General features: G+C 34.7%; 21 protein-coding genes and 1 tRNA gene. 6 read left to right on the top strand and 16 right to left on the bottom strand.

What is annotated here, in order from left to right; genetic code table 11:
• Positions 1-14 precede the first annotated feature (14 nt).
• On the bottom strand, positions 15-1,442 hold the full coding sequence (locus AAGD50_RS01290; protein WP_209473279.1) for a sensor histidine kinase: 1,428 nt from the start codon (positions 1,440-1,442) through the stop codon (positions 15-17).
• 65 nt (positions 1,443-1,507) lie between these two features.
• Between AAGD50_RS01290 and AAGD50_RS01285 the strand changes: the two genes are divergently transcribed.
• The 4 genes from AAGD50_RS01285 to AAGD50_RS01270 all read left to right on the top strand — a co-directional run bounded on the left by AAGD50_RS01285 (position 1,508) and on the right by AAGD50_RS01270 (position 4,537).
• Positions 1,508-2,683, top strand: coding sequence for an aspartate aminotransferase family protein (locus AAGD50_RS01285; RefSeq protein ID WP_155969393.1), 1,176 nt, complete (start codon positions 1,508-1,510; stop codon positions 2,681-2,683).
• 14 nt (positions 2,684-2,697) lie between these two features.
• Positions 2,698-3,204: a ribosome maturation factor RimM gene (rimM, locus tag AAGD50_RS01280; protein ID WP_038250708.1), complete on the top strand. Its 507-nt coding sequence runs from the start codon at positions 2,698-2,700 to the stop codon at positions 3,202-3,204.
• A 62-nt stretch (positions 3,205-3,266) separates the two neighbouring features.
• Positions 3,267-3,833: an elongation factor P gene (gene efp, locus AAGD50_RS01275; protein WP_006279719.1), complete on the top strand. Its 567-nt coding sequence runs from the start codon at positions 3,267-3,269 to the stop codon at positions 3,831-3,833.
• 8 nt (positions 3,834-3,841) lie between these two features.
• Positions 3,842-4,537, top strand: a complete 696-nt coding sequence (locus tag AAGD50_RS01270; protein WP_264723791.1) for an inositol monophosphatase family protein — start codon at positions 3,842-3,844, stop codon at positions 4,535-4,537.
• Positions 4,538-4,655: 118 nt separating this feature from the next.
• On the opposite strand, the gene hemA is transcribed toward AAGD50_RS01270, so the two are convergent.
• The 5 genes from hemA to ispH form a co-directional block, all read right to left on the bottom strand.
• Positions 4,656-5,864: a 5-aminolevulinate synthase gene (gene hemA / locus AAGD50_RS01265; RefSeq protein WP_155969391.1), complete on the bottom strand. Its 1,209-nt coding sequence runs from the start codon at positions 5,862-5,864 to the stop codon at positions 4,656-4,658.
• Between the two features lie 64 nt (positions 5,865-5,928).
• The gene (locus AAGD50_RS01260) at positions 5,929-9,261 is read right to left on the bottom strand and encodes a hypothetical protein (protein ID WP_265041008.1); all 3,333 of its coding nucleotides are present in this window, start codon (positions 9,259-9,261) and stop codon (positions 5,929-5,931) included.
• A gap of 38 nt (positions 9,262-9,299) precedes the next feature.
• Entirely contained in the window at positions 9,300-11,195 is a 1,896-nt protein-coding gene (gene htpG / locus AAGD50_RS01255) for a molecular chaperone HtpG (RefSeq protein WP_182309722.1), read from the bottom strand.
• A 608-nt stretch (positions 11,196-11,803) separates the two neighbouring features.
• A complete protein-coding gene (locus AAGD50_RS01250) occupies positions 11,804-12,061 on the bottom strand; it encodes a hypothetical protein (RefSeq protein WP_264723794.1) in 258 nt (85 codons plus the stop codon).
• A 636-nt stretch (positions 12,062-12,697) separates the two neighbouring features.
• Complete coding sequence (gene ispH, locus AAGD50_RS01245; protein WP_264724269.1) at positions 12,698-13,627, bottom strand: 4-hydroxy-3-methylbut-2-enyl diphosphate reductase; 930 nt, start codon at positions 13,625-13,627, stop codon at positions 12,698-12,700.
• A gap of 20 nt (positions 13,628-13,647) precedes the next feature.
• Between ispH and AAGD50_RS01240 the strand changes: the two genes are divergently transcribed.
• Entirely contained in the window at positions 13,648-15,195 is a 1,548-nt protein-coding gene (locus AAGD50_RS01240) for a peptidoglycan D,D-transpeptidase FtsI family protein (protein WP_264723795.1), read from the top strand.
• A 2-nt stretch (positions 15,196-15,197) separates the two neighbouring features.
• Here AAGD50_RS01240 and AAGD50_RS01235 read toward each other — a convergent pair whose 3' ends face one another.
• Both AAGD50_RS01235 and elbB read right to left on the bottom strand, forming a co-directional pair.
• Positions 15,198-15,506, bottom strand: coding sequence for a hypothetical protein (locus AAGD50_RS01235; protein WP_010081942.1), 309 nt, complete (start codon positions 15,504-15,506; stop codon positions 15,198-15,200).
• A gap of 175 nt (positions 15,507-15,681) precedes the next feature.
• A complete protein-coding gene (gene elbB / locus AAGD50_RS01230) occupies positions 15,682-16,389 on the bottom strand; it encodes an isoprenoid biosynthesis glyoxalase ElbB (RefSeq protein WP_039963711.1) in 708 nt (235 codons plus the stop codon).
• 136 nt (positions 16,390-16,525) lie between these two features.
• Here elbB and AAGD50_RS01225 point away from each other — a divergent pair, with 136 nt between their 5' ends.
• Positions 16,526-17,530, top strand: coding sequence for a hypothetical protein (locus AAGD50_RS01225; protein WP_264723796.1), 1,005 nt, complete (start codon positions 16,526-16,528; stop codon positions 17,528-17,530).
• A 44-nt stretch (positions 17,531-17,574) separates the two neighbouring features.
• On the opposite strand, the gene AAGD50_RS01220 is transcribed toward AAGD50_RS01225, so the two are convergent.
• The 8 genes from AAGD50_RS01220 to mnmA form a co-directional block, all read right to left on the bottom strand.
• Positions 17,575-18,126 carry a 5-formyltetrahydrofolate cyclo-ligase gene (locus AAGD50_RS01220; protein WP_264723797.1) on the bottom strand — a complete coding sequence of 184 codons (552 nt, stop codon included), beginning with the start codon at positions 18,124-18,126 and terminating at the stop codon, positions 17,575-17,577.
• Positions 18,110-18,730, bottom strand: a complete 621-nt coding sequence (locus tag AAGD50_RS01215) for an oxidoreductase (protein WP_155968434.1) — start codon at positions 18,728-18,730, stop codon at positions 18,110-18,112. Before AAGD50_RS01215 ends, AAGD50_RS01220 begins: the two co-directional genes overlap by 17 nt.
• Before the next feature lie 103 nt (positions 18,731-18,833).
• Positions 18,834-19,979: a SurA N-terminal domain-containing protein gene (locus tag AAGD50_RS01210; protein ID WP_264723798.1), complete on the bottom strand. Its 1,146-nt coding sequence runs from the start codon at positions 19,977-19,979 to the stop codon at positions 18,834-18,836.
• 184 nt (positions 19,980-20,163) lie between these two features.
• A tRNA-Ser gene (locus tag AAGD50_RS01205) sits at positions 20,164-20,254 on the bottom strand.
• Positions 20,255-20,346: 92 nt separating this feature from the next.
• Positions 20,347-20,508 (bottom strand): hypothetical protein, encoded by a 162-nt coding sequence (locus AAGD50_RS01200; protein ID WP_010963140.1) that lies wholly within the window; start codon positions 20,506-20,508, stop codon positions 20,347-20,349.
• Positions 20,509-20,543: 35 nt separating this feature from the next.
• Positions 20,544-21,059: an inorganic diphosphatase gene (gene ppa / locus AAGD50_RS01195; protein WP_209473293.1), complete on the bottom strand. Its 516-nt coding sequence runs from the start codon at positions 21,057-21,059 to the stop codon at positions 20,544-20,546.
• A gap of 52 nt (positions 21,060-21,111) precedes the next feature.
• On the bottom strand, positions 21,112-22,335 hold the full coding sequence (locus tag AAGD50_RS01190; protein ID WP_208571592.1) for a hypothetical protein: 1,224 nt from the start codon (positions 22,333-22,335) through the stop codon (positions 21,112-21,114).
• Between the two features lie 874 nt (positions 22,336-23,209).
• Complete coding sequence (gene mnmA, locus AAGD50_RS01185; protein WP_264723799.1) at positions 23,210-24,322, bottom strand: tRNA 2-thiouridine(34) synthase MnmA; 1,113 nt, start codon at positions 24,320-24,322, stop codon at positions 23,210-23,212.
• Positions 24,323-24,329: the final 7 nt, after the last annotated feature.

The raw sequence follows: 24,329 nt of genomic DNA, 5'->3' as shown, positions 1-24,329 counted from the left end.
TCAAATAGATCCTATTAAAAATCAATCGAATCTTCACATGTTTGTTCTTCATAAAAGAAGTTCAATGTTATCGTAGTACCAAGTTTCGCTTCACTTTTAATGTCAAAAGTTCCACCCATTAACTCTACTAATTTCTTGCTTAGCGGTAATCCGATGCCCGTACCTTCGTTTCTATATCCCGAATCTGCTTGGCCAAAAACAGACATAACTTTATATATATCCTGCTGCATTATTCCTATTCCATTGTCATGAAACTCAATGGTTAATAAGTTTTTTTCTATATTTTCTTTTATCACCATTCTTATTAAACCATCTTTGGGAGTAAACTTGATTGAGTTTGATAATAAATTTATTATAACTTGTTTCATTCTCTTGGGATCTGCAATGACTAATAATTGTTTATTAGTCATCTCTTTTTTTAAATTAATCCCGGCTTCTTTTAATTTAGGTAATAGCATATTTACGCATGAATCCATTATTTTGTTCAGGTTAAACTTCACTTTTTCTACTGTTAAACTACTTGATTCAGCTTTAGAAAAATCGAGCACATCATTAATTAAGGTAAGTAAGTGTGTTCCTGCATTATATATATCGTCTGCATACTCCTTGTATTGAGAATTATCCATTGAACCTAAAGTTTTATTTTTGATCAACTCCGCAAATCCAATAATAGCATTAAGAGGTGTGCGTAATTCATGTGTAACGCTTGCAAAAAACTTTAGCTTGTTTGCATTTTCTTGCTCTAATGTCTCTTTTATCTGCTGTAATTCAATGTTAGTTTTATGTTGCTTGGCTAGCATTTGGGTATTAGAAAAGTGCAAATAGAACATTATTAATATTAAGATTATTAATAATAGGCCCAAAAATGTTAAAAACAGGCCATATGCTATAACATAAGAATTATTGTAGTTTCGAAGAATCTTCAAAAAAAACGACGGTTTAACGCTATTTTCATGGAATATAGGGAAAATAGAAGTTAATGTATTTCCTGTAGTATAAAATATTTCTTGGTTACTTAATAGTTTATCAATTTCATCGTTTGTAAGTAACTGTTCATAATCATAATCTTGAGTGTTAAAATTACTGAATATTATTCTGCCGTTTTGATCATACAGTATTAAGCTGAAATCCTTTACTTTGCTCACTGATTGTAATAATTCAGCACGTAGTTTTACTAGTTGGTTTATGTAGTCAAAATTTTTGTATTTAATGTGATGCTTTTCTATTAGTAAATAATGGTATTTTTTTATTATGCCATTTTCCAGTACGCTTTTTAAGTTTACACTTGAATCACGGTAAGAAGAAAGGAAATTACTCCTTAGTAAATGATTACAATATATCACACTGAATAAAATCATAAAGATCGATGAGAGTAATACAATAACTTTTGTGTATTTGTTTTTCTTCAACGCAGAAAACATCAATTTACCTAGCTTATACATATCCTTCTTATTGTGAAACAACGGTTTTTATGTTATTAATAATAAAATTTAGCATATAATATTTTATGACAATTTCTCCTATTTTGCCAGTTTATTCTCCTGTTAATATAAATTTTTCTCATGGCAAAGGTATCTACCTATATGATGTTGATGGTGAGCGCTACGTAGATTTTCACTCCGGAATAGCCGTTAGTAGCTTAGGTCACACTAATTCGCGATTAATTAGTGCTCTTAAATTGCAAGGAGAAAAATTATGGCATATATCAAATACCTATAATATACCTGCTGCCAATAATTTTGCAGAAAAATTAATAAACAACAGTTTCGCTGACACTGTATTTTTCTCAAATTCTGGATCAGAGGCAGTAGAATGTGGGCTTAAGATTGCTAGGATCTATCAAAATGGAAAAGGCAATAAAAATCGTCACAGAATTTTAACATTCCATGGTGCATTTCATGGAAGAACCTTTTTAACTTGTGCTACAAACGATAAACAGAAATTTTCTGAATTACTAAATCCCTACATTGATTGGTGTGATAACATCGAGCCCAATATTGAGAGCGTAAAGAAAGCAATTTCAAGTGGTATAGGCGTTATATTAATAGAACCAATACAAGGGCAAGGTGGTATCAAAGTAATGAATGAAGTCTTTATGAAAGAACTAAGAAAGCTGTGTGATGAAAATGACATATTGTTATTTTTTGATTGCGTGCAATGCGGTGCTGGCAGGACAGGAAAATTATTTGCATACGAACATATAGGAGTGGAACCTGATATATGTGCTCTTGCAAAGGGAATAGGCGGCGGGTTTCCGCTAGGGGCTTGTCTTGCGACTGAAAATGCTGCTAAATATATGGCGGTCGGTATGCACGGTTCCACTTTTGGTGGCAATCCGCTTGCAACCTCAGTAGGTAATGCTGTGCTCGAAGAATTGCTCAGCCCCGGCTTTTTGAAAAATGTTGAAATTAGAGGTAAATACTTAAAAAATAAACTAGAAGACTTAGCAAGTAAATTTCCAATAATAGAGGAAGTAAGAGGGAAAGGGTTAATGCTTGGAATAAAAGTGAAAGCAGACAATCAAAAGTTTGCAGAAGAGTTAAGTCATCGCGGCTTGCTTACTGTTGGGGTAACATCAGATAACGTTGTGAGAATTTTACCTCCACTCATTATCACTGAAAAAGAGATTGATGAAGGCATCGAGATTTTGACTCAATATTTATCTGAGAAATCTTCTGATTAGATACTTGCATTAATATGAACGACAATCTGGTATGCTTAGGAATTATTACCTCTCCTCACGGAATTAAAGGAGCTGTTAAAGTAAAAACCTTTACTGAAAAGCCTGAAAATATCTTCTTATATGGTAAGCTAATAAGTGGTGATGAGAATTATAAAATAGACTCAGTATCCGTCATAGGTGATAATTTAGTAATAGCTACAATAAGCGGAGTAAATTCCCGTAATGAAGCAGAGCTTTTAAGGAATAAGAAGCTATATATAGAAAGAAGCAAGTTACCAGAGCTAAATGATGAGGATGAATTTTACCAAAGTGACCTTGTAGATATGGAAGTAAGGCTGAAAAGTAATGAATTATATGGCTATGTAAAATCTGTGTATAATTTCGGCTCAGGGGATATATTAGAAATTTTAGTTATCAGCACAAAAAAACGTATTATGCTGTCTTTCACTAAAGAGATATTTCCACATATAAATATAAAGGGGAGGTATATAGTATTAAATATACCAGAATTTATTGACTAATAAAGACTTTGATATTTATATAAAGCTATTTATAATTATAAGATCAAATTGAAAATGTAATTATGGCAGAAAGAGCTAACGATATCAGACCAGGTCAGGTGTTGGAACATAACGGCGGATTATTTTTGGTTGTAGGTATTATGCATACTCAACCTGGTAAAGGTGGTGCATACATACAAGCCGAAATGAAAAACATCAAAACCGGAGCAAAACACTATGAAAGATTTCGTTCTGATGCAACAATCAGAAGGGCAATTTTAGATGAAGAGGAATATGTTTACCTTTTCACTGAAGGAAACATTGTAAATCTTATGCATCCAAGTAATTACGAGCAAATCACTATAAATTTGGACTTATTGGGAGAAAAAAAAATTTATTTACAGGATAACATGAAAATTAAAGTTGTAGCTTATCAAGACAAAATAATTTCTGCGCATGTGCCTGATTATGTTACACTTGCTGTGAAAGAAACAGAGTCTGTTATTAAAGGACAAACTGCTACTGCTTCTTATAAGCCTGCAATTTTGGAAAACGGAATGCGCGTTAACGTGCCTCAATTTATAAAAGAAGAGGATAAAATTGTAGTATATACTCCAGGTGACAGCTATTATGAAAGAGTGAAAGAGTAAAAGGAAGAATGTCCCTCTCATCACCACGAATTAATGTGATGCTTGATTCTGTGCGTAGTGCTTCCAGGCAGCTTATGCGCGATTTTAATGAATTACAAATCTCTAATGTTAAATCAGCAGACTTTATCAATAAAACTTATTCAAAATCCAAGCAAACCATATACGATTGCTTGCACGACTACAAACGAGACTATGGGTTTATTTCCGAAGATGATACTGATCAAGAAGTAAAAGATGACACTTATACCTGGTTTATTATGCCTATAGAGGGCAGGGAGAACTTTTCCAGTTGTATGGTTTATTTTGCAGTATCAGTCTGTCTCATTCATAAAAATAAAGTTGTGGCGGCTGTAATTGATGCTCCGGCTCTTAGAGAAACTTTTTGGGCAGAAGAAAAGAAAGGTGCTTTTCTTGAGGACTTTAGATCTCGTCATATAAAAATGCGGGTGAAAAGCCGTGAAGGGGGTCTAATAGATGTAAGTGGTAATTTGTTAAATAAATTGTTGCCTGGCAATAGTAGTGTACGCTCCATCGGTTCAACAATTTTAGGCTTTGCATACCTTGCGGCAGGAAGGCACAGAGGAATAGTTTACTCTAGAGTTAACAAATATAAAGCCTTGCTCGGTAGACTTTTTCTGCAAGAAAGCGGTGGAAGGCTAACGGAAGACAACGGGCTAATCATTGCTGGAGATATAAAACTATAGCTAAAGTAATTTATGTTTACCTACAATTTGATAAGCGTAAAACTCGTCATTCCGCTACTTGTTAGCGGAATCCATGCTGAGATACCGCGAATAAATCGCGGTATGACGTAGGGCTGTACTAGCTATAGCATAAACAGGCTACAGAGATAGACAACTTTTCGAAAACTTTTACAAGAGATTCTGTTAAATGCTCTATCATTTCATCGGTATGATAAGGTGTAGGGGTAATACGGAAACGCTCAGTTCCTCTTGGAACTGTCGGGTAATTTATATGTTGAACATATATTCCATACTCATCAAATAATAATTTTGATGCTTTTTTAGATAACTCTGAGTTGCCAATTATTATTGGAATTATATGAGTTTCTGTTGGAATGAAGTTAATTCCTGCATTTCTCAGTGAGTTTTTTACTTTTTCAACGACTTGCTTTTGCTTTTCCCTTTCAATGTTGCTCGATTTTAGGTGCTCAACGCTTGCCTTTGCTGCCGCTGCTAAAACAGGCGACATAGCAGTGGTAAAAATAAATCCTGGAGCGGAACTTCTTATTACATCTACCAAGCTCTTTGAAGACGCTATATACCCACCCATCACTCCAAAAGCCTTTGATAGTGTACCTTGAATAACGGTTATTCTATCCATCAGGCCTTCTCTTTCTGCAATTCCGCCACCATGTGAACCATACATGCCAACTGCGTGCACCTCATCCAAATAGGTAATTGCATTATGTTGATCTGCAAGATCGCATATTGCTTTAAGCGGCGCTATATCGCCATCCATTGAATATACGGATTCAAGTGCTATTATTTTTGGTGTCTTTTTGTCTATAGACTTGAGTAACTGCTCTAGATGATTAACATCATTGTGTTTAAATATATGTTTTGGCCTTTTTCCTGATTTTATGCCTTCTATCATCGAAGAATGGTTCTTCTCGTCTGAAAAAATTACTACGCCCGGAATAACAGACGATAAAGTGCTAAGTGTTGTCTGGTTAGCGAGGTAGCCACAAGCAAAAGTTAAAGCAGCCTCTTTTTTATGCAAACAAGCTAAGGATTTTTCAAGTTCAACAACCTCTTTTGTTGTACCAGATATATTTCTTGTTCCTCCAGCACCAACAGATGAATTTTGGATAGCGGCAATTACACTCTCATTTTGTGACATTCCCAAATAGTTATTACTGCACCAGACTATTACTTCCCTATTTCTTTCATAGTCCATAATGTGGGGGAGCCTACCTGGTAATGACGCAAAGTGCGTAAATTCACGGTAGCGCCCCTCATCTTTTATATCTTTTATTTTATTCAAGAATATTTCTTCGTAGTTTACCAAGTCCTTATTTACCGATAATTAAAATAATTATAATAAATTATTAAACGATAGACTACTATATTTATTATACATGTACGGCAGTAGGTACTTTCCCCGTGTTGAAAGGTTTTTCAACCTCGCTGTTTTCAACTTGGCTTTTAGGTGTACAGCAGTATATAATTGCAGCGGCAACCAGACAACAAGCTCCAACTGCTATCCCCACTGCTAACATTTCTAAGTAAACAAAGATAGCTATCGAAGCTACTGCAGCCACGACTAGTGTTGAAACAACTATAGTAGACAATGTGCTTTTTTTGATATTCTGTGGAGAATCATTATCTTCTTCACTTGGATCATTATCATTTTCTATATCTTTCATGAGAGGCTTGTGATCATCCAGAGTTATAGTGGAAGCACTATTAGATTGACTTATCACCATACCTATAGACTGCACAGATACACTACTATCATCCACCCCTTTGCTATTCTGCTCTAGATTATCGGCAGGTAGTTGATCACTACCATTCTTTGACACTACACCTACACTACTATCACCTGCACTTTGCAAATTAGTATTACCTTTTTCACTTGAATCATAACTCTGTACCATAGGTTGAGCTTCCAGCAAAAGTACACCATTTTGATTACTTGCAACTTCATCAGTATCTTCACTAATAGTTTCAACCAGACAACTCACATCCCATGAAACCTGCGCATCAACATGAATAACATGCTCTCTATCCACAAAGGATAATACTGTGCTATTGTCCACATAGCCGCTGCTTTGTAAACTCACACCACTTTTTTCCACTTTATTGTTTTCAGTATCACTACTCACAGGAGTTACCTGATCACTTATAGTAGCGCTAACATCTTGTATATCTTTATTGTTTTGATTATCAGACTGTCTACCATTACTTTGAACATTATTCACTTGTCCAGAGTTTTCGTTAGCTACTGAAGGCACTGGTTCTAGTATTGGTGCTGGTTTTGTATCTTGTTCATCAGTTTTAAACGTAGAATTCTTCTCACCATTTGTGCCATTATCTAAAGGATTATCATCATTCGAAGAACCTAGACCACCCGCTTGTTCTACATATCCAGCAGGTTGGACAGGAGCTTGTTTCCTCTTACTACTATCAACTTCAGTGATTACCTTTGAGCCATCATTTTTACCAACATATAGTTCTCTAAATTGCACTTCTTTTTCTTGTTCATTTTTCTTTTTTTCTTCTTTAGATCGTTTTATGCTCTCTTTACGTTTTTTAGCACTATTTTTACCCATTTCACCCTCCTCATAATTATTACCTATAGCTTCCTCTATTGAAGCCTCTTCATTGTTCATAATATTTTTTCCTCTGTCCACAATATTTTTTTCTGTCTGCTTACTGCCAGCACTTTCAAGTCCTGGATTTTCTGATAGAATGTCACTTGTTATAACTGGAATTTCTAATTCATCTGCAACGTTATTACTTCTTTTTCGTATTATAAAAGTTCCAGGAGTTTGGCACATTTCATCCCACAAATCTTGACGTTCATGACAGGAATATTTTTGCACATCAATAGAAAATTGCAGAATATTTCTAATTTGCATTAAACTGAATATTAGATCAATATTCTTTTGACGTTTATTGTCTTTTGGATCTTTAGTGTATTCATCATACACTATGCAAGCAGTCTGAACTAATCCATTTACAATACCTGGAAGACGGCTGTTATATTCACGTAAAGCTTCAGATTGCAATAATTTGTTTTCCTTTTCCAGATCTTCTATGCGCTTTTCTATGCTAGATTTAAAAATCTTACACTCCTCTTGAAAAATTACGTTAATTGCACCCTCTTCTGTGTATAAGTAACATACTTCCTTGACTAAGGAGTAATCTTCTTGGCCTATTGAGTAGTGTGTTGCATTTTTCAGTATATTCTGTATGATCGGCCTAATCACTTGCTCATTATGTGATACGTTTTGATGGATTTCTTTAGTGTAAAAAAGCACCTCGACTATAACGTCTGTGTTTGTGTATTCAACATTAGACAATGCAATCAGAATTGATTCATATATTTCATCAAACTCGTTATTTTTAAATTTTTGATTGAGATAGCCGATAACATCATTGCTGCATTTAGCACATTTTTCACACAAGTGCTCGATAAATGCAATATTACCAGCATCCAATGCAGTTTTCAGAATTAAATCATAAATTTCTTTTCTGCCACGAGCTCCTATGTTTTTCAGGATTTGTTGCCCTAGTATTGTAATAACTTTATCATCCGCAAATGCTTGTTCATATACATCGTAAATGGCATGATCTGCACTATTAGTGTATCGTTTGCACAGGTATTCAATGACAGATGTGTGTTCCTGGCTTATCGCAGTTTCTAATAAAGTAACAAAACTCTTTTTTAATAACTCTTCTGTTGAGGCTTTTTTAGTTAGCTTATTAATATATCTTTCAAATGCACCCAGCACTATCGTGATGAATTCTTCATTTTTGATCAGAGACGCTGTTTCAAGCACACCATACAAAGAATCAGGATTACTTGTTTTTAACACCTGTCCAAAATCTCTTAAAACGTATTCGACAAAAACTGCATTTAATAATTCTTGCTCTTTTCTTAATGCTATAACTGAGAAAAAACCAATCTTATTAGGTTCGACAAGTTGTATAGTTTGATCTTTTAATCTTCCATAAACTCCATCGGTACCATGGAATTTTTCTATAAAAGCTTCAATATATTTTTGACCACCAACAAGGAGAGGTAAAAGACTTAAATTTCCTTCAGCAAAAAGAAAATCCTGATATTGCTCTACTAGCTTGTCATTAGCTGCAATTGCCAATAGTACCAATTCTTTTACTGAATAATCATACTTGAAACCCTCTTGATCAAATTTATATTGTGATAGTACATTTGAATATATATGTTGATGGTTGCTTCCGTTTTGTAACTCCAAATTAAGTTGATTTGAACAGAAATCTTTGAGATTTTCATTATCCAGCGTAATAGACCTGCCTTCATAATCTTCAATATTTTGTACAACCTTGTCTAATTCTTCACAATTATCTTCTTGTATAGCTTGATTTAAGATATTTATAATCTCAGCAAAAGTTAAGTTTTTAGGAATGATACCATATGAATCTTCATCTTTTAACTCTACAGTAAACGACCTATCACAACCATCAGGAAAGTTTGCAAGTATTGCATTCTCTAAACTTAGATCTTCAGGGGGTGTGCTACATGGAGTAGCTGGTATCTCTTGACTTTCGCTATCTAAAACTTCAAACTCTTCTTCAATACCTGAATCTTCAGAATCTGGTTTTTCAAAACCATGCCAACTTTTGATTAATCTTTCAGAATTTGATTGGCCCTGTGAAGTTGTATCTTGTGATACAAAGTCTCTAAAATTGGAACCAAACATGTTTTACCTCCTAACTAGCAGCTAAGCTAAGTATAGCATTAAACAGAAATCTTGCCAAGCAAATTATTCAGTCTCTTAGCAAAGCTGCTCGCGTCATCCATCTCTTCGCCTTCCACGATGCAAGCTTGGTAAAACAATAAGTGAACCATGTCCTCCAATGTTGGGTTTTCACCACTTTCAGCATAAGATTTCATTATACTCTTTATTACAGGATGCTTAGTGTTAATTTCAAGCACCTTTGGCGTGCGGTAATTTAGCTGCTTTTGTTCACGCAAAAAACGCTCCATGCGAAGATCCATAGCACCTTCATCAACCGCTAGGCATACGGGACTATCAGTCAATTTTTTGGAAATTTTTACGCTTTTTACTGAATCTCCAAGCACTGTGGTAAAATATTGCAATATAGTTTCCTCAGTTTTTTCTTCATTCGATTTGTTTTCTTCATTTTTCTTATCTTCTTCTGAAGAGAATTTTTCCAAATCAACATCAGCGCGAGTCACAGACTTAAACTTTTGATCTTTATATTCATGAATTACACTAGTCCAGAAATCATCCACTGGATCAACGAACAGAAGAACCTCCAGCCCTTTACTGACGAACCCCTCAAGTTGCGGACTGTTTTTCACTGAATCGAGGCTATTTCCGGTGAGATAATAGATATGCTCCTGCTCAGGCTTCATTCTGCTTATATAGTCATCAATGCTGACTAATTTCTCATCACCAGTACTATGAAATCTGCAAATCGAGAGTAGTGCTTCTCTCTCATCAGTTGGCATAGCTTCGCAAAGACCTTCCTTTAAAACTGCACCAAAATTGGTCCAGAATTTTGTATATTCCTCTAAATTCTCTTTTGCTTTTTTACCGAGCTCTGATATCACACGCTTAGTGAGAGATTTTCTGATCTGCTCAACAACACGATTATTCTGCAGCGTTTCTCTGCTGATATTAAGAGGCAAGTCCGGTGAATCAACCACGCCTTTCAGAAAACGCAAGTATTGTGGTATAATCTGTACGTTATCTTCAGTGATAAATACTTTATTTACATATAACTTCACAGAGCAACGTCTATCTGGATGGAATAAATCAAAAGGTTTTATAGAAGGAACATAAAGCAAATTTGTATATTCTATTGCACCTTCATTTTTATTATGCAATATCATCCAGGGCTCCCCGCCAACGTGAGCAACACTGCGGAAAAAATCGTTGTGCTCCTCTTGAGTAACGTCATTTTTTGGCTTAGTCCAAATTGCAGCCTTACTGTTTAACTTTTCACTTTTTCCTTCTTCGTCTATAAATTCAACAGGAAAATTTATGTGATCAGAGTAAGTAGTGACAATATTTTCAACACGAAATTTATCTAAAAACTCGTTTTCTTCAGGATGCATAATGAGCGTAATTTTGGTTCCGCGAGGGACTTGATTATCTGACTTGCTGATTGAATATTCCCCATCTCCTTTGGATTGCCAGATCCAAGACTCCTCTTCTCCAGCTTTTCTCGATTCTACTATTACTTCTGATGCAACCATAAAGCTTGAGTAAAAACCAACACCAAACTTCCCAATCAGCTCCACAGTTTGGCTTGAATCCTTGCTATTCTTAATCGCATCCAAGAACTTTTGCGTACCAGAGCTTGCAATTGTACCAAGATTATCTATTAAATCCTGTCTATTCATTCCAATGCCATTATCAGTGATATATAGCTCGTTCTTATCTTTATTGGAGCTGATAGTGATTTTTAATTCGTCACTCAAATCTAGCAAATTAGGGTTTAGTTGAGATTCATAGCGCAACTTATCACATGCATCTGATGCATTTGATATTAATTCACGCAGAAAAATGTCTTTATTGGTGTAAAGTGAATGAATCACTATATTCAGTACTTTCCCTACCTCAGCGTCAAATTTTAAATTTTCAGTTTCTTGTACATTATGCATTTTGAGCTCCATTATTTGCCTACTACCCTAATAATTTAAGTATTGAATCACGATCTTTCAAGGTCACGTACACCAAAATTAATGTGGGTGTAGTTATTATGACACCCAATTTATGGGATCTCTTGCATAACAAACTTTTGGCAGCGCATTGGATGAAACGAAAAACTTCCTTGACACCCTTCGCCAGCCCCCTTATCATGAAACTGAAGCTATTTATTTATCTTCGCAATCTCTGCAGTGGATTAATGACAAAAAAACTTAATGTATTTGGCGTAAATCATGCTTAATTTTTTGCACTATGTGCACCTCATATCTTTATCAAATTTCTAGCTACACAAGCTGAAATACGCTATTTAAAACATCAAAAAACGCCAACTTAAAAAATGGATAGTGAATAATTAGCTACCCTAGGGTTTCTTTGCCTTTTTTTCTGTTTAGTAAATTTCTTAACGTTTATAATTTAGATTAGTTGCGGCTTAAAAGCGGCTGAGTCACGGTTATTAAGCGTTTAGAATAAAAAAACGCCATACTTGAAAGTATAATGTAAGTAACTAGCCAACCATCGGGCTTTTTTTGCCTTTTTTTTCGTTTGGTAAATTTTTTAATACTTAGATTAGTTGCAATTTAAGAGACCAGAAATGGTCTGTGCTTGGCACTGGAATAACCTCCTCCTTTGTTATCCCAGTGCCCAGACACTGGGATCCAGGAAACTTAATTGCAAGTAATGCATTGGATTTGGTGAGTATGGGTTTTATGTTATAGAATGAAACACTTTTGGTGAATTTGTAAAGAAAACTGGATCCCAGTGTTTGGGCACTGGGATGACACCATTCTTTTTCCTGGATTCCAGACTGGAATGACACCATTTGTTGTGTTTAACAAAGTTCGTACTTAGCTTCATATTAGCCGTAAATATTTAAGAAATTTACCAAACAAAAAAAAAGGCAAAAGAAGCCCTGGGGTTATTATCCGCTTTAAAATATTGGCGTTTTTTATGTTTTAAACGCTTGACAAGCGAAATTCAGCTGCTTTTAATTGCAACTAACTTACGCTGCAAACGTTTAAGAAATTTACTAAGCAGAAAAAAAGACAAAGAATCCCCGAGTTAGCTAGTCTTTTACTATCTCTGTCGAGTATTGGCATTTTTTGATGTCTTGTAACGCTTTGTAAGCGCGTTCAGCTTATTTAGATAAAAATCTAGATGTAGATGAAGTTTTGTAAAGACATACAGTATCTATATACTGCAAAAAATTGAACATAAGACGCCGATACATTAAGTAATCCTTACCTTTTAATCTGCAGATTGGCGAAAGCAAATACAATAGCTTCACTATCATGATAAGAGGGCTGGCGGAGTTTGTCAAGCAAGTTTTTTCGTTTCTATTCCCAATAAAAGTTTGTTATATGGTTATGCAAGAAGTCTAATGAATCGCGGTATGACGTCTTAGCTATAGATGCTGGTTTGTGTGATTTCAAGAGAAGTTTAGTAGATAAGTTGTGTTTTAAACCAGATTCGGTATTTTAAACTGAACATTTTCAGTAATACCACCTGGCATAACTGAAATTTTTACACTCAGGTTTACTTTTAGGTAGTCTATTAATTCATCAACTAATATGTCAGGAGCGGAAGCACCTGCGGTGATTCCTATCTTTTCTACGCCCTGAAACCAGCTTTTATTCACACAGCTGTAATTATCAATCAAGTAGGCTCTTTTTCCTCTGGCAGTGCACAGATCTAATAAGCGGTTTGAATTTGAGCTATTTTTACTTCCTACAACTAATACCATGTCTACAATTTCAGCTAGCTTTTTAACAGCATTTTGTCTGTTTTGCGTTGCATAGCATATGTCCTTTAAATCTGGACCTGTTATGCCTGGAAACCTTAATTTCAAGGCAGCAATAATGTCACGGGTATCGTCGATGCTTAACGTAGTTTGTGTAACATAAGACAAATTATCTGGATCTTTAACCTTTAAATCATATACATCCTGCAAAGTTTGCACTAAAGTGATAGGATTGTTTACTCTTCCCCTAATTCCCTTAACTTCTGGATGGTTTTCATGCCCAATGAGAATTAATTCTTTACCACTGTTTTCATACCTTTTTGCTTCTTTATGCACTTTGTTGACTAAAGGACATGTTGCATCAATCACTTGAATACCCTTTCTTTTTGCCTCATCTTCTATATTTTTTGATACTCCGTGCGCGCTGAAGATCAGTATTCCTTCATTATCTTCAATTTCCTCGATAATGCTTACAAAAACCACTCCTTGTTTCTTAAAGTCCTCTACTATATATTTATTGTGAACAATTTCGTGTAGCACATAAACTTGGCGCTCGTTTTTGTATTTTTCTAAAGTAATAGCTAATATGTCCACAGCTCTTTTTACCCCGGCACAAAAACCTCGTGGTTCAGCTAAGATGATTTCCATTTTTGTCAAATCAAGTAAATATGCAAGCATTACTTAAAAATAAGCTCCGCTCACTGTGTTTTATAGTACCATTATTTACGTTTTATATAATAATTATTTTTCGCATATTCTCTTTAACATTTGATCAACCTACTACTTCAGAAAATTTTAGAAAAGATAATATAGTACATAAACAACCTGATATTTTAGATAGAAATGGAGTGGTAATAGCAACAAATGTGCCCACAACATCACTATATATAGATGCAACCAAAGTAAAGAATCCGGAAAGTATAGCAGCACAACTGTGTTCTACTTTGCATGACCTCGAATACAAGAACTTATATAGAGTACTTACTTCAGAAAAGAAATTTGCTTGGATAAAGCGGCACTTGACTCCAAAAGAATTACTAGCGATCAAAAACGCTGGTGTACCAGGAGTAAATTTTTATGACGACATAAAGCGTATATATCCTCACAGTAATTTATTTTCACACGTGCTTGGTTACACTGACATAGATGGCAATGGTATTGCAGGAGTTGAGGCGTATATAAGTAAAAACAATGAGCAAGAAAAGCCCATAATACTATCCTTAGATACACGAGTGCAAAGCATAGTGCATGAAGAGCTAACTAAAGCTGTAAGCAGATATCAGGCACTTGGCGGAGTAGGAATTGTTTTAAATGTGAGAAATAGTGAAGTCATCTCGATGGTCAGCCTACCTGATTTTAATCCCAACTTACAGAATAAGGCAGAAGACGTACAAAAGTTTAATCGCGCCAGTCTTGGGGTATATGAGATGGGGTCGGTATTAAAATACTTTACAATAGCCGCAGCGCTTGATGCGAACGCTACAAAAACTAGCGATTTATATGACGTATCAACACCAATCACCATTGGAAAGTATAAAATTCAGGATTTTCATAAATCTAAAATTCCAAAAATTACTGTGCAAGATATATTTGTAAAATCATCCAACATTGGTGCAGCAAAAATTGCAGTCAAACTAGGTATTGAAAAACAGGTAGAATACTTTAAAGCTATGAAGCTATTTTCTCCTTTGAAAATAGAAATACCAGAAAAATCCACACCGATAATCCCGGATAAATGGAGTGAAAACACTTTAATAACAGCATCTTATGGTTATGGCATAGCTGTAACTCCTATACATCTTGCACAAACTGCAGCAGCATTAATCAATAATGGGATATTTCATAACGCAACCTTGATGTTGAATAAAAGAAGTATAGGAGAGCAAATTATCTCAAGAAGAACTTCCAGGGAAATGAGAAAATTATTACGTGCAGCAGTAACAGATGGCACTGGCAGAAAAGCAAAAATAAAGGCATATTCAATAGGAGGAAAAACTGGATCGGCGGAAAAAGTTGTAGATGGTAAATATAGCAAAGATGCAAACATAGCATCATTTATAGGAGTGCTAACTATGCTTGACCCAAGGTACATAGTGCTAATTGCTATTGATGAGCCTCAAGGGATGCACCATACCGGGGGAATAATTGCTGCGCCTATAGTAAAGAACATTATAAATAGAATAGCGCCTATACTAAATGTTACACCTGAGATGTAAAATTATGATTGCTTTACTACAACTTCAAATTTATCATCACCAAAATCCTTATTAATATACCAAGAACCATCATCTTTAGTTACAAATTCAAGACCTTTAAGGTCTTTTTTTATTGTCTTTCCATTTTGACCATCAATAGCGATATTAATATCGAATGTAATAATGTCTAGATTTATCATAGCTTCTTTCCCGCTGCACGAATTTAGACTGAACTTGCCTAACATGACATCATTAAAACTCACTTCCCCTGTATAGACATCACACTGACCGTCCACACAACACGTAGTTTCAATATAGAAAAGATCTGACATACAAAATACCTTAAAAAAAAGAACTAAACATATATGGCCACTACACCACACCGCTAACAAGTAGTAAAGCGTCGATAAACCTAAGTTACTTTAGCTACGTAGCCATAATACAGCTAGAAATGTAAAATTCAACAGTTAATTGTGTGATTAATAGAGAAGTCTTATTTAGTACACCTTATAGGAATGGCTGTTTAGTTTTTTTGTTAATCTTTTTTACCATGCTGTCAATCATATGCTTTATCCCTTGATATACAGAGTATGTACTTTCGTCGCTACGCATATAAGCAGAACAGGAAAATACATTATGTTCTTCGTCTTCTATTGATAACTCTGTATCGCATTTTATGTGCTCGCCGCCAAGCCTTTCTATCAACTGTTCTCTGTCATCTCCTATAGTTACCTTAACCTTACTTTCTTCTTTACCTATCTTGCTACTTAAAATTGAAACAATGATGGCTGGAGATATGCATATCGCTCCTATTGGCTTTTTTGTAACAAAAAATTCTGAAACTAATCTTTCAAATTCAGGCATTACTGTCACCATGTCTTTACTTTCAGCTAAGTCAGATAAATTTTTCGCAACCCCGTATCCACCAGGTACAACTAGCATGTCAAAATTTTCAGCTTTGGCTTCTTTTAAGTCATATATTTCGCCTCTTGCGATTCTTGCTGCTTCCACAAGTACATTCCTTTTTTCTTTTGTTGCCTCTTTTGTTCTATGATTCATAACTTGTGTGATATTGATATCAGGTGCAAAGCATTTAACATCCACTTCCTGCTGATCAAGCACAAGCAAACTTAAAACCGCTTCTCTTACCTCTACACCGTCAAGGTGACCACACCCTGATAAGACCACAGCAGCTTTTAATTTTTTTTCACCCATAAAGTACCTTGATTTCATATAATCTAGATATTTTAATACAAATTCTATATTTGGAAAGGGGTATGTTATATCAATTATAATATAATTAATGATTAGTATGTATAATTAGGCATATTTATAATCAACGAAGCTGAATATGGAATCTAGCAATAGTATGTTTTTTGACACTGACTATCCAGAACTAAGAAAAGCTATTTCAGATATAATAGAAAGTATTGCACAATCCTCACAAGAGGGGAAAAAAGAGTTATTTACAACCCTATCAGAACAAGTTAAAGGGATGAACCTCAAAGATTTAGGTTTAGCGATTAATGACCAAGGCTTGCAAAAGGAGGTCAACAAAGAATTATTTATAAAATTCATTGAAGAAGCGCTTGAAGGTTTAACTTCTGAAAATGTTAACTCAAAAATAATAGAAGAGGCGTTAAAATCTGTTAACCAACAAGCAATAAGTAATGTTATAAATAATAATAAAGGTCCACTGGATAATCTAGTCAATTATTTTAAATCAGCCTCTGCAAATAAAAAAATTGGAATAGCTTCTGCCGTAATGGTATTAGGAGCAGCATTTTCTCCGCTTATTGTGCTTGCTACATTAATAGCGCTTGTGGCTATTGGAGCACGTTATGTAGGAATAGGTATAGGAAAGGCAGGGGAAAAAATAAAAGAAGGTGCGATTGAAGCAGGAAAAGCAGTGAAAAGTTCATATAAGGATTTAATAGATAAATTACCTGAGGTTCAAAGAAGAGAAAATAATTTTGAAAAGCTAATAAGCAACTTAATGGAAAAGAATCTTGAAGCTGATGAAGGAGAAAGAACAATGCTTAGTAATGAAATAAAAATAATAAAAATGCTTCAGAATCAAGAGCAACTAGCAGCCATAAGACAGTTAATAAGGGAAGATAAGGCTGGTCTTTTGAACAATCTTATGAGCAAGGGTACTAGTACTCATGAGGAAGACATGGAGAAACTTGTAGATTTTATGAGCGAATTTCAACCTGCAATTATGGCAATTGGTAGTGACATAAAAGAGGTAGAACAAAAAGTTAATAAGAAAGCTCAGGAAATGAAGCCAAATTCTCACTTAGGTATTTCAAGTGCTGCACGAGTTAGTGAAGGAGGAATCACAGGACCAAGTTGATGCATTTTTTTACGCAAAAATTACTATCAGAAAGTGGGGTTACGCTACTCCTTTCTATCCACTTTTTTGAGCAACCCACTTCCACATCTAACACACATCTCAGTGATTATAATATCCAATTTTTGATCATGTTGTTCTACAGGTAAATCTTTACAATATTGTTTCTCATAGGCTACACCTATAAATATTTTTCCAAGTGGCCGTAATTTTTTTATCATTGTATCATACCAACCACCGCCAAAACCTAATCTATTAAAATGATCATCAAAAGCAACAACAGGAGTAATGATTGTGTCGGGAATTACATCTTCATTTGTTTCGTTCCATTCCTCAAATTTTAGTAACTTATTTTTATTAGGAATTGCTACTTTATAATCTAAATCGAGTAAACTATGCATCAAAGGCACAACATCTATTTCTCCATCCATTGGAATGTAAGCCGCAATTGTTTTGCCTTTAACGTAGCTTAAGTTCTGATTAAAGAGATTAATAAGGGAATTTGCTGCATAACTGGAATAACTTTCATCAATATCTTTTCTTATAGCTCTATATTGCTCTCTTATTTCCTTTTTGTGCTGTTTAATATCTTTGAACATGATCTATCCATTTCGCAGTAAGTTTTTCTTGTAAACTATTTTGCTTCAAGCGCTCACTTAAAAAATCAAAGTCAATAAATTCCATATCCTGGTCTTGATTACTGCAGCTATAAACAAAACTCCTTTCTCCTGTTTTCGCATTTATATGCTGCTGCACACACTGAGCGCAGATTTCTTTCATCATACACTGCATAGGAGAATTAACTGACGATATTGCTATATGACTTGACTTCAGATATGGCTTTAAAATTGTTTTTCTAGCTTCATTCACAGCTTTCATCATTTTATCAGAACCAATAGTGATAATTTTATCTATAACGTTCAAATTAATACCTAATCTTCCTTGTTGATAAGAGACTATTGCATCAACTATATTACCATGAAAGGATTTATCTTGATCTCTGCTTGTTTCTATCAATCCTTCTTCACATGCCCAAACTACTGCATTTGATGCACGCTCTATCAGTGCTCGTTTAAATACATCACTTAACTTCTTATAGCCAGCGAAGTACAAAACCTTGTTATTATTTTCAAGACATGCCTTCCCTATCGAAAATAACACTGCATTTCCAACTCCACCACCAATTAGCATTATATTCTTCATGTGCTATTTTAACTACATTTGTTCAAATTTTTTGAAATTTTATAGAACAAAGTAATTTATATAGTTCTATACACAAAGACAGAGACAAGGACACTCTCTGACTTCAACTATACCGATAACTGATAGCTGCATTTTTACGCATATCATCTAATAACAAGTTGCTTTGTATCATAATCTTTTGTTGGTACATTTTCTGTTTGATTGCTTCTATACCCGCTACATTACTCTTGATATCACACAACATCATCAACTTTGCAGTGCCATTTTCTCTCAATTCTACTATTTCATTCACACTTGTTTTACTAAATAAAATCTGTAAATCAGGATTTAAATCTCGCATTTTTATTTCAAATTCTTTTGCGTTTGGCAGCTTAAAATTATCTGCTAATTTATCAAAATTTAAACAATTAACTTTTTGCTCCTTGAGATTATCTAATAAACTTTCTGAACCTTCAACCACAATCTGTTTTAATTTTAAAGTGCTTTCCAGCAGTGCATGATTAAGTTGTACTTTATCTATTACTTTTATAACGGAGTAACCTTCACTGAAACTGAATGGACCTGCTATGTCGCTGGTTTCTAATCCTTCTAAAACGCTCTTGAGTTTTCCTTTTAGCTGACTTAAATTAACTGTTGCTTTACGCATCTTTATTGGAGATTCTGGGTTATTACTGTTGCGTAATTTTTTTACTAAATCTTCAGCTATACCATAAACGTCCTTGTCTTTTTGATCAGGAATTATAAACTCTTGGAACGTGATAAGATAATCCGGCTTTTCTGTTTGCCTTTTTACATCATCTACTTCTTTATCGCTTATATTAATAAATGGCACAATTCTTACTTCAATAATTTTGCTCCACAGTAACTGACATTTTATTTGTTTTCTTAAAATACCAAGATCTATATTATGCTTCTCTATGTATTGATCAACTTCATTAGCCTTAAGTTTAAAACTTTGGGTTAAAAATAACATAATAGCATTATCTAACTCCTCGTTGCTCAATTTTATATTCAGCCTCTGTGCTTCATTGATAATGATAATTTCGTCTATTAGCTCCCTAAGAATTTGAGGCTTTGCTTCTTTTTGATTAACACTTTGAGTGCCAAACAATGAATTTATAAAGTTGATGCGTTTTTCGATATCTAAATTTGAAATTGGTTCACCATTTACATCTGCAACAATTTCAATCTCGGTTGCAAGCAACCTAAGTGGCAACACTATCAACAGTAAAATTAGTATTTTATACATACAAGTAAAGTTGTTTAGTTAATAACCAATTCTATAATAAATACTGAATCAATGCTAGCCAACTTTTTAATAGTGATCTCAGTGACAATGGAAATAAAAACCATTGCAACAAAATCAGGTACGCTGGTAAATAGGCTAAAAACATGCTAATATAGCGAATTTAAACCGTGCTAAAAACAGTATACGGAAGGAGAGGGATTCGAACCCTCGATACGACTTTTGGGTCGTATAACGGTTTAGCAAACCGCCGCCTTCAGCCGCTCGGCCACCCTTCCAAATTTAGAACCTAAAGATTATATAATACCAAGACCTCTACCACCTGTCTAATGCTTTTAATTGCAATATTTGTATCTGTTCAGATGCATGGCTAATGCTGAAACAAAAATTCCAGTGCTCCCTTTCTTGTCATCCCAGTGTCACGCACTGGGATGACATCGTTTACTATGTGCCATATTGCAATGTTCGTGCAGTTGTGCGCGGTATAGATTCCGCTAACGAGTAGCGGAATGACGAATTTGTTATTTTTCAAATCGTAGAGCCACTTTAGCTATAAATCAACAAAAACTAATTTCCGCTTTTAATAGAGCTTGCAACAATTTGTTTTGCTTCTTCTACACCAACCCATTCTCCAACTGCTACCGTTTTTCCCTTTTCTAGATCTTTATAATGAGAAAAGAAATGAGTAATTTTATCTAGTAGGCTTTTAGATAAGTCAGAATAGTCCTTTATATTGTCATAATAGCTATCAACACTGGAAACAGGCACTGCTAATATTTTCTCATCTTCTCCTTTTTCATCTTTAGTGAGTAATGCGCCTATTGGACGTACCGATATTAAAACACTAGATGCTAAGGGAAATTGAGTTAGCACCAAAACATCCACAGGGTCACCATCACCTGCGCAGGTATTTGGTATAAATCCATAATTGCAAGGATAAGTCATTGAGGTAGATAAAAATCTGTCAACTTGTAACAACCCAAGCTCTTTATTAAATTCATACTTTACAGGCTCAGCATTTGCACTTATTTCAATTACCACATTCACCGCATTTGGTCCCGCTGTTATTTTACTTAAATCCATAAATCACCTCTTAACTTAAGATTATACAATATATGCTTTTAAGTTGCTACATTTATGTAATTCTAAACTTATTTTGCACGGGCTGTCCTAAATTTTCATTCGTCATCTTATTGACTGTTGAAAGTGGTGGTTCCTGTGATAATTGAAATAAAGCATATACTATTACGATAGTAAGCACTGCAGCAATTACTAGATTAGCAAAATTATCCTGTGGTAGGACACCTTTTATTGGATTAAATAATTTTTGCTCCATAAAGAAATAATCAGCAACATATAACCCAACAGATAATACAAACATACCTAAAATAAGTTTACAGACTGTGTTTTTATGGTCTTTTTCTTTTTTCTTGCTGGTGATAGGATTTGGCCTACATTCATTCTCTTCTTGCAGCACTGAGTAGTATATATTATCAGGGCTCGTTATTAATTGTTCAAATTCATCACTATTTTGGTTTTTTAACAGTTGCTCTAGGGTGTTTTTTGTATTTATAGGATATATTAATCCATCCATTTTCAATGCTTTCTCTTGCCGATCCACATTCTCATGGTCGATTGTATATTTATCTCTACTTGATAATCCGATCATGTGTAGTTTGCCAGCTAAGAACATTATATAGCTCTCTATTAACTGATTCTCACATATCTCTAATACTTCTCTTTTTACTGTTTTGTTAGATGACGAAAGTTCTTTATAGTGACCACCCAAAGAAAAGAACAATGCTATATCTTTATCTGCTTTTATGTCATGAATGGAATAATAGCTGCTGATAACGCACTTATTTAATGCAAATTCTCTGTCATATTTGTTTAATGTATTTCCTTCACTTAGTAACTTTCTAAGACCAATGAGTACTTTATTTTCAAAATCTTCTTCTGTTTTAAATATTGGTTCTCTCTTTGGATTTGCTAAGATGTTAAGTAAATCTAATTTTCTTCCATCTACTACTTCATTTATATATTCATTTAACTCAGATCCTTTAATAACTTCATATATTTTATCTATGACATCTTTAGTATTCAGGTTATTGTTTTCACTTAGAATTTGATAAGCTTGAGCATAAATTAAAAACAGCCCTTGTAGACTAAATTTTAAGTTAAAATATTTATCTAATGGTTCCTCTTTTTTTCTAATGAATTCAGACAAACCAAAATGATTTCTGTGATCCATAAAACGACCTAAGTCAGCATGTTGAAAGCTACCTAAAAAAATAAATAACGTCTCTAATAAATTACCCTTACCAACAATTTTTATTAGTTCTTCAATTTCTTTTATCATTGCTGAAACCTATAATGTTCTACTTTATAGTATAAGGGATACATGGCAAAATAGCAATAAATGTTATTAGACTTCTTGCATAACCCAAACTAAGTAGAAAAAGGTATAGCTATACCGCCGCGGCACTAACAAGAGATCCCGCTAACACGCAGCGGGATGACGAGACTTATCTTTATGCCGCCGCGAACCGTCATACCGCCGCGGTATCTCCAGATCCCGCTAACAAGCAGTGGGATGACGAGACTTATCTTTATGCTGCCGCGAACCGTCATACCGCGATTCATTCGCGGTATCTCTCAGCCACTAACAAGAGATCCCGCTAGCGGGATGACGGTTGTCGTTTAGCCATAAATATTTAAGAAATTTACCAAATGAAAAAAAAGGCAAAAGAAGCCCCGTGGTTGGCTAATTACTTACATTATACTTTCAAGTATGGCGTTTTTTTATTCTAAACACTTAATAACCGCGATTTAGCTGCTTTTAAGCCGCAACTAATCTAAATTATAAACGTTAAGAAATTTACTAAACAGAAAAAAAGGCAAAAGAAACCCTAGGGTAGCTAGTTATTCACTATCCATTTTTTAAGTTGGCGTTTTTTAATGTTTTAAATGCTTTATAAGCGTATTTCAGCTTGTGTAGGTAAAAACCCAGAAATTTGATAAAGACATAAGGTGCACATAGTGCAAAAAATTAAACATGAGACGCCAGATACGTGAGTTTTTTTGTCATTTAATCTGTATAGAGAAGATAAATAAATAGCTTCAGTTTCATGATAAGGGCGCTGGCGGAGTTTGTCAAGGAAGTTTTTTCGTTTCTGTTATATGGTTATGCAAGAAGTCTATTGTATGTTTACACTCTGCATTAAAGCTTTTAGTTAAGAGCATATCCATCCACCGCCGATAACTTGCTCATCTTTATACGCTACACAGGCTTGACCAGGACTGATGCCAAAGTAATCGTCGTTTAAAATGACACAGGCTTTATTTTTTTCGTCAGTTGAATGTATTGTTGCTAAACTTCCCGCATGTGATGATCTCAGCTTCACAGTTACTTCCATACCTTCCTTTGGTTGTTCTAACCAATTTAACTCCTTGATCAATATTTTTTTTTGCATTAATACGTTGATCGGACCTACTATAACCTCATTATTTTCTGTATTAATTTTTATCACATAAAGAGGTTCATTGTGTGCGATACCCAAGCCCTTTCTTTGCCCCACTGTAAAATTTACTATGCCACTGTGCTCGCCTAGCACTTTTCCATTAACATCCACTATTTTACCTTTCTGTACAGATTGTGGAGCTAATTTAGCTATTGTTTTACTATAGCTTTCGGAAACAAAGCATATATCTTGACTGTCCGGCTTTTCAGAAATTTGTAAGCTGAAATACTTTGCTAATTTTCTTATATCACTTTTATAGAACCCACCTAGTGGAAATCGCAAAAGCTTTAACTGCTCCTTTGTTGTAGCAAACAGAAAATAGCTTTGATCTTTACTCTTATCAATGCTTCTACACAACTTTACCTCACCATTTTTTTCTAACCTTCTCACGTAATGTCCTGTTACGAGCACATCCGCACCAAGATTTTTTGTAACTTGCAATAGATCACGAAATTTTACCGTTTGGTTACATCTCACGCATGGTATGGGAGTTTCCCCACGCATATAGGTACTCGCAAAATCCTCTATTACTTCCTTTTTGAATATTTCCTCATAGTTTAAAATATAGTGAGGAAAGCCAACACTTTCAGCTACACGCTTAGCGTCATAAATATCCTGTCCAGCGCAGCATGCACCCTTTCTTGCGTTAGCATTGCCATCAGTGCCATATAGCTGAAGAGTTACACCTATCACCTGGTACCCAAGGTTATGTAGCAGTGCTGCAGCAACCGAGCTATCAACTCCCCCGGACATTGCAACAATAGCCTTGGTCTGGTGCGGAGCTTTATCTTTTAGCAGAGGTTCAATTTCAAATTCTTTTAGCATAATCGCC

It is taken from the genome of Wolbachia endosymbiont (group A) of Apotomis capreana (genome assembly GCF_964027025.1).
GTDB classification, from domain to species: Bacteria; Pseudomonadota; Alphaproteobacteria; order Rickettsiales; family Anaplasmataceae; genus Wolbachia; species Wolbachia pipientis.
The sequence above is the reverse complement of the archived record's forward strand: the minus strand, read 5'-3'. Positions and strand labels throughout refer to the sequence as shown.

What these genes read in the sequence shown, in the direction of transcription:
- AAGD50_RS01290 (WP_209473279.1), bottom strand. Translation starts at nt 1,442, where the DNA reads ATGTATAAGCTAGGTAAATTGATGTTTTCTGCGTTGAAGAAAAACAAA.
- AAGD50_RS01285 (WP_155969393.1), top strand. Translation starts at nt 1,508, where the DNA reads ATGACAATTTCTCCTATTTTGCCAGTTTATTCTCCTGTTAATATAAAT.
- rimM (WP_038250708.1), top strand. Translation starts at nt 2,698, where the DNA reads ATGAACGACAATCTGGTATGCTTAGGAATTATTACCTCTCCTCACGGA.
- efp (WP_006279719.1), top strand. Translation starts at nt 3,267, where the DNA reads ATGGCAGAAAGAGCTAACGATATCAGACCAGGTCAGGTGTTGGAACAT.
- AAGD50_RS01270 (WP_264723791.1), top strand. Translation starts at nt 3,842, where the DNA reads ATGTCCCTCTCATCACCACGAATTAATGTGATGCTTGATTCTGTGCGT.
- AAGD50_RS01260 (WP_265041008.1), bottom strand. Translation starts at nt 9,261, where the DNA reads ATGTTTGGTTCCAATTTTAGAGACTTTGTATCACAAGATACAACTTCA.
- htpG (WP_182309722.1), bottom strand. Translation starts at nt 11,195, where the DNA reads ATGCATAATGTACAAGAAACTGAAAATTTAAAATTTGACGCTGAGGTA.
- AAGD50_RS01250 (WP_264723794.1), bottom strand. Translation starts at nt 12,061, where the DNA reads ATGGTGTCATTCCAGTCTGGAATCCAGGAAAAAGAATGGTGTCATCCC.
- ispH (WP_264724269.1), bottom strand. Translation starts at nt 13,627, where the DNA reads ATGGAAATCATCTTAGCTGAACCACGAGGTTTTTGTGCCGGGGTAAAA.
- AAGD50_RS01240 (WP_264723795.1), top strand. Translation starts at nt 13,648, where the DNA reads ATGCAAGCATTACTTAAAAATAAGCTCCGCTCACTGTGTTTTATAGTA.
- AAGD50_RS01235 (WP_010081942.1), bottom strand. Translation starts at nt 15,506, where the DNA reads ATGTCAGATCTTTTCTATATTGAAACTACGTGTTGTGTGGACGGTCAG.
- elbB (WP_039963711.1), bottom strand. Translation starts at nt 16,389, where the DNA reads ATGGGTGAAAAAAAATTAAAAGCTGCTGTGGTCTTATCAGGGTGTGGT.
- AAGD50_RS01225 (WP_264723796.1), top strand. Translation starts at nt 16,526, where the DNA reads ATGGAATCTAGCAATAGTATGTTTTTTGACACTGACTATCCAGAACTA.
- AAGD50_RS01220 (WP_264723797.1), bottom strand. Translation starts at nt 18,126, where the DNA reads ATGTTCAAAGATATTAAACAGCACAAAAAGGAAATAAGAGAGCAATAT.
- AAGD50_RS01215 (WP_155968434.1), bottom strand. Translation starts at nt 18,730, where the DNA reads ATGAAGAATATAATGCTAATTGGTGGTGGAGTTGGAAATGCAGTGTTA.
- AAGD50_RS01210 (WP_264723798.1), bottom strand. Translation starts at nt 19,979, where the DNA reads ATGTATAAAATACTAATTTTACTGTTGATAGTGTTGCCACTTAGGTTG.
- ppa (WP_209473293.1), bottom strand. Translation starts at nt 21,059, where the DNA reads ATGGATTTAAGTAAAATAACAGCGGGACCAAATGCGGTGAATGTGGTA.
- AAGD50_RS01190 (WP_208571592.1), bottom strand. Translation starts at nt 22,335, where the DNA reads ATGATAAAAGAAATTGAAGAACTAATAAAAATTGTTGGTAAGGGTAAT.
- mnmA (WP_264723799.1), bottom strand. Translation starts at nt 24,322, where the DNA reads ATGCTAAAAGAATTTGAAATTGAACCTCTGCTAAAAGATAAAGCTCCG.